We start from the raw sequence: 13472 nt of genomic DNA, 5'->3' as shown, positions 1-13472 counted from the left end.
CTTGCGACGTATTGGCTGCAGCATAGCGAGGCGGAAAAGCAAAAGGGCAGCTCACGCTGCCCTTTTGCCTGTCAGATCACCGGAGCGACCGGATCATTCCCACTCGATGGTCGCCGGCGGCTTGCTCGACACGTCGTAGGTGACGCGCGAGATGCCTTCGATCTCGTTGATGATGCGGTTGGAGACCTTCTCCAGCAGCTCGTAGGGCAGGTGCGCCCAGCGTGCGGTCATGAAGTCGATGGTTTCCACCGCACGCAGGGCCACGACCCAGGCGTAGCGGCGGCCGTCGCCGACCACGCCGACCGACTTGACCGGCTGGAACACCACGAAGGCCTGGCTGGTCTTGTGGTACCAGTCGAAGTTGCGCAGCTCCTCGATGAAGATGTGGTCGGCGCGACGCAGCAGGTCGGCGTACTCCTTCTTCACCTCGCCGAGGATGCGCACGCCCAGGCCCGGGCCCGGGAACGGGTGGCGGTAGACCATGTCGTAGGGCAGGCCGAGTTCGAGGCCGATCTTGCGCACCTCGTCCTTGAACAGCTCGCGCAGCGGCTCGACCAGCTGGAACTGCATGTCCTCCGGCAGGCCGCCGACGTTGTGGTGCGACTTGATCACGTGGGCCTTGCCGGTCTTGGCGCCGGCCGACTCGATCACGTCCGGGTAGATGGTGCCCTGGGCGAGGAAGTCGATGCCTTCGAGCTTCTTGGCCTCCTGGTCGAACACCTCGATGAAGCTGCGGCCGATGATCTTGCGCTTCTGCTCCGGGTCGCTGACCCCGGCCAGGCGGCCGAGGAACAGCTCCTCGGCGTTGGCGCGGATCACCTTGACGCCCATGTTCTCGGCGAACATGGCCATCACCTGGTCGCCCTCGTGCAGGCGCAGCAGGCCGTTGTCGACGAACACGCAGGTCAGTTGCTCGCCGATGGCGCGGTGCAGCAGCGCGGCGACCACCGAGGAATCGACGCCGCCGGACAGGCCGAGCAGCACCTTGCGGTCACCGACCTGCTTGCGCACGGTGGCGATGGCGTCCTCGACGATGTTGGCCGGGGTCCACAGCGCCTCGCAGCCGCAGATCTCCAGGATGAAGCGCGACAGGATGCGGCCGCCCTGCTTGGTGTGGGTCACTTCCGGATGGAACTGCACGCCGTAGTAGCAGCGGTTGTCGTCGGCGATGGCGGCGATCGGGCAGCTCGGGGTGCTGGCGACGATGTGGAAGCCTTCCGGCAGCGTGGTGACCTTGTCGCCGTGGCTCATCCACACGTCGAGGCTGAGCAGGCCGTCGTCGTCCATGTGGTCCTCGATGCCGTCGAGCAGACGGCTCTTGCCGACCAGGTCGACGCGGGCGTAGCCGAACTCGCGCAGGTCGGAGCCCTGCACCTTGCCGCCGAGCTGCTCGGACATGGTCTGCATGCCGTAGCAGATGCCGAACAGCGGCACGCCCAGGTCGAACACCGCCTGCGGCGCGCGCGGGCTGTTCTCCTCGTGCACCGACTCCGGACCGCCGGCGAGGATGATGCCGCGCGGGTCGAAGGCGCGGATCGCCTCGTCGTCCATGTCGAACGGATGGATCTCGCAGTACACGCCGATCTCGCGCACGCGGCGGGCGATCAGCTGGGTGTACTGGGAACCGAAGTCGAGGATCAGGATCCGGTGAGCGTGAATGTCGTGGTGGGCCATGGCCATCTCTCGTAGCGGAATGCACAAACGACACGGGGCTGAAAAGCAGCCCCGTGTCGCCAGTTCAAAAGCTCAGCAATCAACCAACGCGGTAGTTGGGAGCTTCCTTGGTGATCTGCACGTCGTGCACGTGCGACTCGGCCATGCCGGCGCCGGTGATGCGCACGAACTGCGGGCGGGTGCGCATCTCCTCGATGGTGGCGCAGCCGGTGTAACCCATGGAGGCGCGCAGGCCGCCCATCAGCTGGTGGACGATGGCGGCCAGGGCACCCTTGTACGGCACGCGGCCTTCGATGCCTTCCGGCACCAGCTTCTCGGCGCCGGCGGCGGAGTCCTGGAAGTAGCGGTCCGAGGAACCCTGGGCCTGGGCCATGGCGCCCAGCGAGCCCATGCCGCGGTAGGACTTGTAGGAGCGGCCCTGGAACAGCTCGACCTCGCCCGGCGCCTCTTCGGTGCCGGCGAACATCGAGCCCATCATCACCGCGTTGGCGCCGGCGACGATGGCCTTGGACAGGTCGCCGGAGAAGCGGATGCCGCCGTCGGCGATCATCGGCACGCCGACCGCGGCCAGGGCGGCGGAGACGTTGGCGATGGCGCTGATCTGCGGCACGCCGACGCCGGCGACGATGCGGGTGGTGCAGATCGAGCCCGGGCCGATGCCGACCTTGACGGCGTCGGCGCCAGCCTCGACCAGCGCCAGGGCGGCCTCGGCGGTGGCGATGTTGCCGCCGATCACCTGCACTTCGGGGAAGTTCTGCTTGACCCAGCGCACGCGGTCGATCACGCCCTTGGAGTGGCCGTGGGCGGTGTCGACCACCACCACGTCGACGCCCGCGGCGGCCAGCGCAGCGATGCGCTCGCCGGTGTCGGCACCGGTGCCGACGGCGGCGCCGACGCGCAGGCGGCCCTGCTCGTCCTTGGACGCCAGCGGGTAGCTCTTGGCCTTCTCGATGTCACGGAAGGTGACCAGCCCGCGCAGGTGGAACTGCTTGTCGACCACCAGCATCTTCTCGATGCGGTGCTCGTACAGCTTGGCCTTGATCTCCTCGAGACCGGTGCCTTCCTCGACGGTGATCAGGCGCTCCTTGGGCGTCATGATCGCCGCCACGGTGTCGCCGGCGTTCGGCTTCACGCGCAGGTCGCGGCCGGTGACGATGCCGACCAGCTCGTTGTTGGCCACCACCGGGAAGCCGGAGAAGCCGTACTCGCGCACGCGGGCCAGCAGGTCGATGATCTTGGTGTCCGGGGTCACGGTCACCGGATCGCGCACGATGGCGGTCTCGTGACGCTTGACCTTGCGCACCTCGGCAGCCTGCTGCTCGATGGTCATGTTCTTGTGGATGATGCCGATGCCGCCTTCCTGCGCCATGGCGATGGCCAGGCGCGATTCGGTGACGGTGTCCATGGCCGCGGAAACCAGCGGGATGTTCAGCTCGATGCCACGGGTCAGGCGGGTCTTGAGGGAAACATCCTTGGGCAGAACCTCGGAATAACCGGGGATCAGGAGAACGTCGTCGAAGGTCAGGGCTTCTTGGCTGATACGCAGCATGGCGGGGGCTCCCGGACGGGAAAAAATGGAAGCGCGGCATTATACCCGGCACGGGGCTCGGGCTCAACGCGGCTGGTCGCCTGCGCGTGCACGGCCAGCGACCAGGCTCAGTTCCGTGCCCCGCTCGCGGCGCTGGGCCAGGTAGCGGGTGCAGCTGACGCGCAGGAAGGAAGCGAAGTTGACCACCTCACCGCGGTAGTCCATGACCTCCTCGTACAGCTTGGCGATCAGCTGGTTGGTGGTCATGCCGTCGACCTCGGCGATCTCGCGCAGGATGTCCCAGAACTGATTCTCCAGGCGCAGGGTGGTGACCACGCCGCGGATGCGCAGGGAGCGCGAGCGCGACTCGTAGAGGATCGGGTCGGCCTTGACGTACAGCTCGCACATGAGTGTCTCCTCGAACCGTAGGGTGCGCCGCGCGCCCCCTACCGCTCTGGTGCATGGATCAAAGCTCGATGCGGGTACCCAGCACCTTGAGGAACGCCGCCAGCCAGGCCGGATGCGCCGGCCAGGCCGGGGCGGTGACCAGGTTGCCGTCGCTGTGCGCCTGGTCGACCGGGATTTCCACGTAGCGCCCGCCGGCTAGGGCGACCTCCGGGGCGCAGGCCGGGTAGGCGCTGCACGCGCGATCCTTGAGCACGCCGGCGGCAGCCAGCAGCTGGGCGCCGTGGCAGATCGCGGCGATCGGCTTGCCGGCCTTGGCGATGGCCTGCACCAGTTCGATCACCTCGGCGTTCAGGCGCAGGTACTCCGGCGCGCGGCCGCCCGGCACCACCAGCGCGTCGTAGTCCTCGGCGCGCACCGCGGCGAAGTCGGCGTTGAGGGCGAAGTTGTGCCCCGGCTTCTCGCTGTAGGTCTGGTCGCCCTCGAAGTCGTGGATCGCGGTGCGCACGCTCTGCCCGGCGGCCTTGCCCGGACACACCGCGTGCACGGTGTGGCCGACCATCGACAGCGCCTGGAACGGCACCATCACTTCGTAGTCCTCGACGTAATCGCCGACCAGCATGAGGATCTTCTTCGCAGCCATGGTTCTCTCCCTGTTCCGGGTGGTGAAGGAGCCAGCAGTATCGACCATGGCGCGGCGAGTGGGTAACAGCCGCCTACTACAGGGCGCGCCTCAGGGATCGACCTGCACCACGCGCACGGCAAAGCCCAGCCGCTCGGCGAAAGCGTCGAGGAAGTCCTGACGCAACCCCGCCTCCGCCCAGCCGTTGAAGATGAAGCCCAGGTCGGAGAAGCCGCACGGCTGCAGGAACAGGAAGCCGTTGATGTCGTCCTCGAAGCCGCATTCCGGGCAGGTGAAGTTGTCGGTCTCCCCCGGCCACCAGGCCTCCAGGCTGTCGAACAGCGGCTCGCCGATCTCCTGGCGGCACTGCGGGCAGCCGGCTTCCTCGCGAAAATCGCGGGTCGGCGTGTAGATGCAGCGCCGGGTGACGATCTCCAGGCCGTTGTGCGGCTGGCCGAACGGCAAGCGCTCGGGATGCAGGGCCACCCGCCGCGCGCCGGGGGCGATGGCGTAGGCCATGCCGTTGCCGCCCTGCCCGCAGGTGGTCGGCAGCGCCGCGACTATCTCGCGCCTGACCAGCCAGTTGAGCAGCTGGCGCGCCTTGGCCTCGTGGGCGGGGACGCTGGAAATCTGCGGGACGAGGATGAGCTGTGCGGTCATGGCGGCTGGCCGGCAAGAAGAAAGCCGCGCAGCTTAGGCGCTGGCGCGGACAAATCAAGTCCGCTGGACGGCCGGCGCCGCAGCCCGGCGCGCCAGCCAGCGCTCGCGCAGCACATCCCAGCCCCAGTTGAAGGCCACGGTGTAGGGCAGGAAGAACAGGATCAGGCCGATGTCGAGCAGCAGCGCCTCGAGCAGGCCGATCGACAGCCACCAGGCCGCCAGCGGCACCAGCACGACGATCAGCCCCGTCTCGAACAGCAGCGCGTGGCACAGCCGCACCCGCAGGTCGCGGCGGAAGCCCAGGCGCTGCTGGGCGCGGTCGAACAGCCAGTTGAACAGCATGTTCCAGAGCATGGCGACGGTCGAGAACATCAGGGTCAGCAGCCCCAGCTGCAGCAGCGGCTTGCCCAGCAGCCAGGCCAGCGCCGGTGCGCAGATCAGCAGGGCGATCAGCTCGAAGGCCAGCGCATGGCCGATGCGTTCGCCCAGCGAGCGTTGCAGGGGGTTGGCGTTCAGGCTCATGGCAGGGACCTCGCGATCGAAAGCAGCGGGCGCTATTCTCATCGGTCATCCAGCCACGAACAAACCAGCTGCCATCGGTGAAACCGATATGAACCTGTCTGCCGAATCACTCCAGGCCTTCGCCCAGGCGGCCGCCTGCGGCTCGCTCAGCGCCGCCGCGCGGCGGCTGGGCAAGAGCCAGTCGACCGTCAGCGAAGCGGTGGCGCGCCTGGAGCTCGACCTCGGCGTCGAGCTGTTCCGCCGCGGTCCGCGCCGCCTCGAACTGACCGAAGCCGGCGCCAGCCTGCTTGCCCACGCCGAAGCCGTGCTGGCTGCCGGCGACCGCCTGGCACTGCACGCCGCCCGCCTGGCGCAGGGCCAGGAAGCGCGCCTGACCCTGGTCCTGTCCGACGCCTACCAGCCCCGCCAGTACGAGGCGCGCCTGCTGGAGCTCGACCGGCGCTTCCCCGACCTGGAGTTCGAGTGCCTGATCGCCGAGCACGCCGACGTGCTCGACCTGATCGGTCAGGGCCGCGCCCAGCTCGGCCTGCTCGCCGCGCAGCCCGCCTACCCGCCGGACATCGCCCACGCCGGGGTGGCGGTCAGCGCCGAATTCGGCCTGTTCGTCGCCGTCGACCATCCGCTGGCCGCCCTGGCGCGGGTCGGTCCCGAAGACCTGGCGCAGTGGCGCGCGCTGCGTCTGAGCAGCGTGACCGCCAGCGAGACGCCGGCCGACGACCTGCCGGGCAGCGGCGTGCGCAGCGACGTGCGTAGCGGCGTGCATAGCGGCGCTCGCTGCTGGTCGGCGCCGGACTACCTGCTGCTGCTGGAAATGGCCGGGCTCGGCTGCGGCTGGGCGGCGCTGCCGCGCCAGCTGGTCGCCGACTACGGCAGAGGCCGCCTGCATGAGCTGGCGCTCGACGGCTGGCCCAGGCGCGTGGCGGTGGACGCGGTGTGGTCGCGCCGGCGCGAACTCGGCCCGGTCGCCGCCTGGCTGCTCGACCGTCTGCTCGCCGACGACTGAATCCCTGTCGCTCCCGCCGCACGCTCGGCTTATCATGCCGGCCATGCTCACCGATCCCTTCCAGCGGCTCGGCCTCGATCGCGAGGTCCTGACCGTCAGCCAGCTCAACCAGCGCGCCCGCCACCTGCTCGAGGACGTGTTCCCGCAGGTGTGGGTCGAGGGCGAGATCTCCAACCTGGCGCGGCCCTCCTCCGGGCACGTCTACTTCACCCTCAAGGACGCCGGCGCCCAGGTGCGCTGCGCGCTGTTCCGCTCCAGCGCCGCGCGGGTGCGCCAGGCGCTGCGCGACGGCCTGGCGGTGAAGGTGCGCGGCAAGGTCTCGCTGTTCGAGGGCCGCGGCGACTACCAGATGATCCTCGACGCGGTGGAGCCGGCCGGCGACGGCGCGCTGCGCCTGGCCTTCGAGGCGCTCAAGGACAAGCTGGCCGCCGAGGGGCTGTTCGCCGCCGCGGGCAAGCGCGCCCTGCCCGCCCATCCGCAGCGCGTCGGCATCGTCAGCTCGCCGTCAGGGGCGGTGATCCGCGACATCATCAGCGTGTTCCGCCGCCGCGCGCCGCAGGTGGAGCTGACCCTGGTGCCCACCGCGGTGCAGGGCGTCGATGCCAGCGCGCAGATCGTCCGCGCGCTGGCGCTGGCCGACCACCAGGGCTTCGACGCGCTGATCCTGGCCCGCGGTGGCGGCTCGCTGGAGGATCTGTGGTGCTTCAACGAGGAAGCGGTGGCGCGCGCCATCGCCGCCTGTGCGACACCGATCGTCAGCGCGGTCGGCCACGAGACCGACGTGACCATCGCCGACTTCGTCGCCGACGTGCGCGCACCGACGCCCTCGGCCGCCGCCGAACTGCTCGCCCCCGACTCCAGCGACCTGCAGCGCCGCCTCGACGGCCTGCAGCGCCGCCTGACCCTGCGCATGCAGCACCTGCTGGCCGCCCGCCAGCTGCAGCTCGACGGCCTGCGCCGGCGCCTGCGCCATCCCGGCGAACGGCTGCGCCAGCAGGCCCAGCGCCTCGACGACCTGGAGCTGCGCCTGCGCCGGGCGCTGGACCAGCGCCTGCGCACCGCCCATGAGCGTCTGGCGCGCCTGGACACCCGCCTGGCCGCCCAGCATCCCGAGCGCCTGCTCGAACTGCTGCGCCAGCGCCTCGACCACCTCGCCCAGCGCCTGCCGCGCGCCATGCACGCCGGCCTGCGCGAGCGCCGCCAGAAGCTCGGGGGCATCGCCCAGACCCTGCAGGTGGTCAACCCGCTGGCCACCCTCGGCCGCGGCTACAGCATCCTCCTCGACGAGCGTGGCCGCGCCGTGCGCCGCGCCGCCGGCACCGTTCCCGGCCAGCGCCTGACCGCCCGGCTGCACGAGGGTGAGCTGGCGCTGCGCGTCGAGGACAGCCCGGCGATGTCTGGCACGCTGGAACTGCCGTTGTAGGGTGCGCTGCGCGCCCCACAAACCGCATGGTGCGCACGGCGCACCCTACGTCACTCAGCCGCCAGGCCCGGGGCAGCCCCGCCATTCATCACCTCAGTACAGGTCGCGCCGGTAGCGCCCGCTCTCCTGCAGCTCGGCCAGCGCCGCCGCGCCGAGCAGCTCGCGCAGCACCGCATCGACCCCCTCGCCCATGCCCTCGAGGCTGCCGCAGACATAGATGGCCGCGCCGTCGGCCAGCCAGGCGCGCAGCTCGGCGGCCGCCGCGCGCAGGCGGTCCTGCACGTAGACCTTGTCCGCCTGGTCGCGGGAGAACGCCAGGTCGAGGCGCTGCAGATGGCCCTCGGCCTGCCAGGCCAGCAGCTCGTCGCGGCACAGGAAGTCGTGCGCCGCCGTACGCTCGCCGAACAGCAGCCAGTTGCGCGGCTGCCCGCGCCAGGCGCGCTCACGCAGCAGGGCGCGCAGGCTGGCCAGGCCGGTGCCGTTGCCGATCAGCAGCAGCGGACGGTCGTCCTCGGGCAGGTGGAAGCCGGTGTTGCGGCGCAGCCGCAGCGGCACCGTGGCGCCCTCTACCAGCTGCACGCACAGCCAGCCGGAGCACAGCCCCGGCGTACCATCGGCGTGCAGGTGCAGGCGGACGATCAGCTCCAGCGACCCGTCGTCGGCCAGCGAGGCGATCGAATAGCTGCGCGGCCGCGCGCCGGCCTGCGGCGGCAGGATCTCCACCAGGTCGCCGGCCTGCCAGCGCTGCCCGGCCGGCACCTCGAACGCCAGGCGCCAGACCGGCGCGGCACTGCTGCCGGGGTTGAGCCACTGCTTCTCGCGCAGCGTCCATTCGGCGAAGCCGTCACGGGCGGCCGGCTCGGCCTCGCTCGGCGGCGCACTGCCGGTCAGCTCGCCGAGCAGGGCGCGCCAGCGCTGCAGCGCCGAGTGGTCGCCGTTGTCCACTTCCACCGGGGCGAACAGGCTGCGTGCGCCCTGGCCCTGCAGCCAGTCGTGCAGCTGGCGGGCGAAGCCGCAGAAGCGCTGGTACTGGCGGTCGCCGAGACCGAGCAGGGCGTATTCGAGGTGGCCGAGGTCGAACTCGCCGCCCAGCACCCGGCGCACGAAGCCGCGGGCACTGTCCGGCGCCTCGCCGTCGCCGAAGGTGCTGACCACGAACAGCGCCCGCCCGGCGCCGCGCAGGGCCTGCGCGTCGAGCTGGGCCAGCGGGCGCACCTGGACGGTAGCGCCGGCCGCCTGCAGCTGGCCGGCGGTCTGCCAGGCCAGCTGTTCGGCGAAGCCGTTCTGGCTGGCGAAACCGATCAGCCAGGGCTGGCCATCGCCACGCGCGGCCTCCAGCGCCTGGCGCCCGGCGCGGGCGGCGTGACGCTGACGACGACGGCCGAGGTAGAGCTGCCAGCCGGTGACGAAGAACAGCGGCATGGCCAGGCTGGCCAGCAGCATGAGGATGCGCCCGGGCTGGCCGAAGTAGTCGCCGGTGTGCAGCGGATAGACGCTGGCCAGTAGCTGCTGCACGCCGCTCTTGTCGGTGTAGCGCTCGTGCTGCAGCACCTTGCCGCCGGCATCGAGGCTGATACGGTTGAAGGCGCGGTTGTGCCCGGCGGCCTCCGGCAGGTACATCACCTGCAGCGGCTGGCCGGCGCGCTCGGGCAGGCGCAGGTTGGCCAGCCGGTAGTCGTCCTGCACTGTGTGGCGGAAGGCATCCCACTGGGCGTCGATGCTCACCGGCGCACGCGGCGCCTCGGCCTGCGCCTGGCCCTGCGGCGGGCCGCGGCGCTTGCCCGGCCCGCCGTGCTGCGGGGCCGGCTCGCCGGCCAGCGCGTGCACGCCGTTGCGGTACCACTCGTAGGACCAGTACAGGCCGGTCAGCGAGGCCAGCAGGTAGGCCAGCAGCACCCAGGTGCCGGCCACCGCGTGCAGGTCCCAGAGGAAGCCGCGCCCTGTGCGCCGCCAGTCGAGGGTCAGCCAGGCGCGCCAGCTGCCGGGCCGGCGCGGCCAGCGCAGGTACAGGCCGGACAGGCAGAGGAACACCAGCGCCAGGGTGGCCGCGCCGGTGACCGGCTTGCCGGCGTCGCCCATGGCCAGCCAGCGGTGCAGCTGCATCATGAACTGGAAGAAACCGGCGCCGCGCGCCGCGCCGAGCACCTCGCCGCTGTAGGGATCGGCGTACAGCGTCTCGCCGCGCGGCCCGCCGCCGCTGACGTTGACCTTGGTCGCGTCCAGGGCGTCGGCGGAGAAGGTCAGGCCGAGCACCGCGCGCCCGGGCAGTTGCTCGCCGACGCGGACCACCAGCTCGTCCGGGCTCAGCGGCCGTGCGCCGACGGCCGGCTCGACGCTCATCACGCCGGGGTTGAGGAGGCGCAGCAGCTCGTCCTGGTAGGACAGGCTGGCGCCGGTCACGCCCATCAGCGCCAGCACCAGGCCAGCGCTGATGCCCAGCAGCCAGTGCAGCTGGAAGAGGATTTTCTTGACCACCTGGGATCACCTGATCGCTATGCCGCGGCTGCGGCGAAGTTGAACTCGGAGGCGGCAGGAAGCCGCAGCGCACCGCCGGCGGATGCAGCGGTGCGAAACGATTTTATTCGAGAATAATTTGCAACAAATCGGCTTTACCCAACCTTTACCCGCCCGCGGCACCGGCCGTCACAGCGCCCAGCGGCGCAGCAGGTTGTGGTACACGCCGGTGAGCTGCACGCTGGCCGCGTGATCGGCCCCCAGCTCCTGGTTGATGCGCTGGATGCCGGTGTCCAGGTCGAACAGCAGGCTGCGCTGGCCGTCGTCGCGCACCATGCTCTGGATCCAGAAGAACGAGCAGACCCGCGCGCCGCGGGTGACCGGGGTGACCCGGTGCAGGCTGGTGGAGGGATAGAGGAGCAGATCGCCGGCCGGCAGCCTGACGCTGTGCGCGCCGTAGGTGTCCTCCACCACCAGCTCGCCGCCGTCGTACTCGTCGGGGCCGGTGAAGAACAGGGTGGCCGACAGGTCGGTGCGCACCCGCCCGCCAGTCGAGCGGTCCAGGCGCACCGCGTTGTCCACATGCAGGCCGAAGTCCTGACCGCCCTGGTAGCAGTTGAACAGCGGCGGATACACCTTGTCCGGCAACGCCGCAGCAATGAACAGCGGGTTGCGCTCCAGCGCCTGCAGGATCAGCGCACCGATCTGCCGCGCTTCGGCGCAGTCCTCCGGCAGCTGCAGGTTGTTCTTGGCCATCGCCGACTGGAATCCGGCGGTGGTCTTGCCATCCACCCACGGCGCCTGCTGCAGCAGGCGCCGGCAGTCGAGAACCTGTTCGGGGCTGAGCACCCCGGGAATGTGCAGCATCATGGCGTCGCTCTCCTGATGCGGCGAAGCCCCGCGGAGCGGGGCTTGCCTGGACGGTTACGGTCAGAAGGAATAGTTGGCCGAGAGGATCGCCGAGCGGCCGTCGCCGTACTCGATGGCAGCCGAACGGGCAGCGGTACCCGGGGTCTGCCGCACTTGGGCCACGTAGTCCTCGTCGAACAGGTTGTTGAGATTCAGCTGCAGGTCGAGGCTCCTGTTGACCTGATAGCCGACCATGGCGTTGTGCAGCCAGTAGTCGTCCAGCTTGGCGGTGCCGCTGGTAGCGACATTGCGCTCGCTGACGTAGCGGGCGCCGTAGCCCAGGGTCCAGCCGGCCGGCAGCTCGTAGGAGGTCCACAGGTTGAACGAGCGCGGCGGGGTGTTGGCCAGCGCCTGGCCTTCCCGGGCGCGACCGGCGGCGGTGTCAGCCGCCTTGAGGGTCTCGCTGTCAAGGAAGGTGTAGTTGGCGAAGACGTCCCACTGCTCGGTGATGTGGCCGGTCACGCCCAGCTCGACACCCTGCACGCGCTGCTCGCCGGCCAGCTGGGTGCTGCCGTCAGCCATGGTTTCGCGGGCATTGGTCTTCTCGACGCGGAACACCGCGGCGTCCAGCTCCAGGCGACGGTCGAACAGCTCCCACTTGGTGCCCAGCTCCCAGGTCTCGTTCTCCTCCGGCTCGAGGTCGGTGGTTGCAGCGCTCACGCCAGTACCGCTGGAGGCGAGGAACTCTGCCGAGGGGTTGAACGAGGTGCCGTAGGCGACGTAGATGCGCCCGTTGTCGGCCGGCTTGTAGACCAGGCCGGCACGGCCGCTGAGCATCTCGTCGCTGGTGTCCAGCTTGGTGAGGGTGCCGGCCGGCAGCGCGACGTTCTTGTACTCGCCGTCGACCCAGTCGTAGCGCAGGCCCAGGTTCAGATCCCACTGGGGGGCGAGGGCGATGGTGTCGAAGACGTAGACCGCCTGATTGGTCAGCTCGGTCGAGGTATCCGCCGAGTCCGCCTTGTTGATCGGGCCGGTGTAGTGGCCCGGCGGGTTGGCCAGGTCGAAGCTGCGACCGGTGAAATCCAGCCCATAGCTGTAGGTGGTGCGATCGTAGGTCTCGCGGGACACCTCGACGCCGGTCGCCAGGCTGTGAACTAGGCCGAAGGTGTCGAAGTCGGCGCGCAGGTTGGTCTGGTTGATCCACAGGTCGCTGCTGACGTCGCGGCCGTAGCCCTGCGGACCGGCCGGCACGTAGCTGCCCGCCGGCACGCCGGTGGTGTTGACGTGGGAGGCGGAAATCACCACGTCGCGGTCGATGCGGCTGTAGCGGGTCAGGTTCTGCAGGCTGAGGCTGTCGTTGAAGGCATGCTCCAGCTTGACGGTGAAGGAGTCGGTCTCGATCTCGTCCTTGTCGATGTTGCTGAAGCCGAAGTAGGCCTCGCGGTCGACGCCGGCGAGCTTCTTGCCGTCGAGGGCCGGCACGCCGTAGTCGGGCAGGATGTCGTCGGTCTGGTGGAAGTAGCTCAGGGTCAGGCGGGTGTCCTCGCTCAGGCCCAGGGCCAGGGACGGGGCGATGCCCCAGCGCTCGCGGTCGACCTCGTCGCGGCCCGGCACGTCGTTCTCGTGGGCCATCAGGTTGAGACGGAAGGCGCTGTCGGTGCCGACCCCGTCGAGGGTCTGGTTGGTGTCCAGGGTCAGGCGGTGGTAGTTGTCGGTGCCCAGGCTGCCGCCGAGGCGGGTGAAGTCGCGACCGACCGGCTGCTTGGTGACCTGGTTGATGCTGCCGCCGGTGGTGCCGCTGCCGCCGAACACCGAGTTGGGGCCCTTGATGACCTCGACCGCCTCGATGTTGAAGGTGTCGGTGCGGTTGGTCTGCGCGCTGTCGCGCAGGCCGTCGATCTGCATGTTGGCGTTGGCGCCGAAGCCACGGATGTTGATGCTGTCGCCGGAGCCGCCGCCGCCTTCGCCGGCGCTGAAGGTGATGCCGGAGACGTTGGCCAGCACCTGGCGCAGGCTCAGCGCCTGCTGCTCCTCGATCACCTTCTGCGGCACCACGCTGATGGTCTGCGGAGTGTCCAGCAGCGGCGCGGTGTATTTCGGCGAGGAGACCGACTCGGTCTTGGAGCTGCTGGCCTCCTGCTCACCCTGCACGGTGACGTTGTCGAGCTGCAGGGCGCCCTGCTCCGCAGCCAGGGCCGGAACGGCCAGGGAGGCCACGGCCAGGCCGACGGCCGAGGCCAGCAGTCGCTGGGGTTGACGGGATGAGGCTTTGACGAAGGCACGCATGAGAATCACTCCCTGGGTTTAATGGGATGCGATTCTATTTGAGAAG

11 protein-coding genes are annotated in these 13472 nt (G+C 70.0%); 2 read left to right on the top strand and 9 right to left on the bottom strand.

Going from position 1 to position 13472, the window contains the following annotated elements; translation table 11 throughout:
• Positions 1–93: 93 nt before the first annotated feature.
• The 6 genes from guaA to RA210_RS21225 form a co-directional block, all read right to left on the bottom strand.
• The gene (gene guaA / locus RA210_RS21250) at positions 94–1674 is read right to left on the bottom strand and encodes a glutamine-hydrolyzing GMP synthase (RefSeq protein WP_201487927.1); all 1581 of its coding nucleotides are present in this window, start codon (positions 1672–1674) and stop codon (positions 94–96) included.
• Between the two features lie 79 nt (positions 1675–1753).
• Positions 1754–3223 carry an IMP dehydrogenase gene (guaB, locus tag RA210_RS21245; RefSeq protein ID WP_136489181.1) on the bottom strand — a complete coding sequence of 490 codons (1470 nt, stop codon included), beginning with the start codon at positions 3221–3223 and terminating at the stop codon, positions 1754–1756.
• A 63-nt stretch (positions 3224–3286) separates the two neighbouring features.
• Complete coding sequence (locus tag RA210_RS21240) at positions 3287–3610, bottom strand: ribbon-helix-helix domain-containing protein (RefSeq protein ID WP_201487926.1); 324 nt, start codon at positions 3608–3610, stop codon at positions 3287–3289.
• A gap of 58 nt (positions 3611–3668) precedes the next feature.
• Positions 3669–4250, bottom strand: a complete 582-nt coding sequence (locus tag RA210_RS21235) for a DJ-1/PfpI family protein (RefSeq protein WP_136489175.1) — start codon at positions 4248–4250, stop codon at positions 3669–3671.
• A gap of 90 nt (positions 4251–4340) precedes the next feature.
• Positions 4341–4889 (bottom strand): sugar ABC transporter ATPase, encoded by a 549-nt coding sequence (locus RA210_RS21230; RefSeq protein ID WP_136489174.1) that lies wholly within the window; start codon positions 4887–4889, stop codon positions 4341–4343.
• A 54-nt stretch (positions 4890–4943) separates the two neighbouring features.
• A complete protein-coding gene (locus tag RA210_RS21225) occupies positions 4944–5411 on the bottom strand; it encodes a multidrug/biocide efflux PACE transporter (protein ID WP_136489173.1) in 468 nt (155 codons plus the stop codon).
• An 88-nt stretch (positions 5412–5499) separates the two neighbouring features.
• Between RA210_RS21225 and RA210_RS21220 the strand changes: the two genes are divergently transcribed.
• Positions 5500–6414: a LysR family transcriptional regulator gene (locus RA210_RS21220; protein ID WP_201487925.1), complete on the top strand. Its 915-nt coding sequence runs from the start codon at positions 5500–5502 to the stop codon at positions 6412–6414.
• Positions 6415–6457: 43 nt separating this feature from the next.
• On the top strand, positions 6458–7837 hold the full coding sequence (gene xseA / locus RA210_RS21215; RefSeq protein WP_201487924.1) for an exodeoxyribonuclease VII large subunit: 1380 nt from the start codon (positions 6458–6460) through the stop codon (positions 7835–7837).
• Between the two features lie 93 nt (positions 7838–7930).
• On the opposite strand, the gene RA210_RS21210 is transcribed toward xseA, so the two are convergent.
• The 3 genes from RA210_RS21210 to RA210_RS21200 form a co-directional block, all read right to left on the bottom strand.
• Positions 7931–10312, bottom strand: a complete 2382-nt coding sequence (locus RA210_RS21210) for a PepSY domain-containing protein (protein ID WP_201487923.1) — start codon at positions 10310–10312, stop codon at positions 7931–7933.
• Positions 10313–10480: 168 nt separating this feature from the next.
• Positions 10481–11161, bottom strand: coding sequence for a Fe2+-dependent dioxygenase (locus RA210_RS21205; RefSeq protein WP_201487922.1), 681 nt, complete (start codon positions 11159–11161; stop codon positions 10481–10483).
• Positions 11162–11221: 60 nt separating this feature from the next.
• Complete coding sequence (locus RA210_RS21200) at positions 11222–13426, bottom strand: TonB-dependent receptor (protein WP_201487921.1); 2205 nt, start codon at positions 13424–13426, stop codon at positions 11222–11224.
• Positions 13427–13472: the final 46 nt, after the last annotated feature.

It is taken from the genome of Pseudomonas sp. OF001 (assembly GCF_904426495.1).
Classification (GTDB): Bacteria; Pseudomonadota; Gammaproteobacteria; order Pseudomonadales; family Pseudomonadaceae; genus Geopseudomonas.
The sequence above is the reverse complement of the archived record's forward strand: the minus strand, read 5'-3'. Positions and strand labels throughout refer to the sequence as shown.

Coding starts and splice junctions, on each gene's coding strand:
- guaA (WP_201487927.1), bottom strand. CDS start 1,674: ATGGCCCACCACGACATTCACGCTCACCGGATCCTGATCCTCGACTTC.
- guaB (WP_136489181.1), bottom strand. CDS start 3,223: ATGCTGCGTATCAGCCAAGAAGCCCTGACCTTCGACGACGTTCTCCTG.
- RA210_RS21240 (WP_201487926.1), bottom strand. CDS start 3,610: ATGTGCGAGCTGTACGTCAAGGCCGACCCGATCCTCTACGAGTCGCGC.
- RA210_RS21235 (WP_136489175.1), bottom strand. CDS start 4,250: ATGGCTGCGAAGAAGATCCTCATGCTGGTCGGCGATTACGTCGAGGAC.
- RA210_RS21230 (WP_136489174.1), bottom strand. CDS start 4,889: ATGACCGCACAGCTCATCCTCGTCCCGCAGATTTCCAGCGTCCCCGCC.
- RA210_RS21225 (WP_136489173.1), bottom strand. CDS start 5,411: ATGAGCCTGAACGCCAACCCCCTGCAACGCTCGCTGGGCGAACGCATC.
- RA210_RS21220 (WP_201487925.1), top strand. CDS start 5,500: ATGAACCTGTCTGCCGAATCACTCCAGGCCTTCGCCCAGGCGGCCGCC.
- xseA (WP_201487924.1), top strand. CDS start 6,458: ATGCTCACCGATCCCTTCCAGCGGCTCGGCCTCGATCGCGAGGTCCTG.
- RA210_RS21205 (WP_201487922.1), bottom strand. CDS start 11,161: ATGATGCTGCACATTCCCGGGGTGCTCAGCCCCGAACAGGTTCTCGAC.
- RA210_RS21200 (WP_201487921.1), bottom strand. CDS start 13,426: ATGCGTGCCTTCGTCAAAGCCTCATCCCGTCAACCCCAGCGACTGCTG.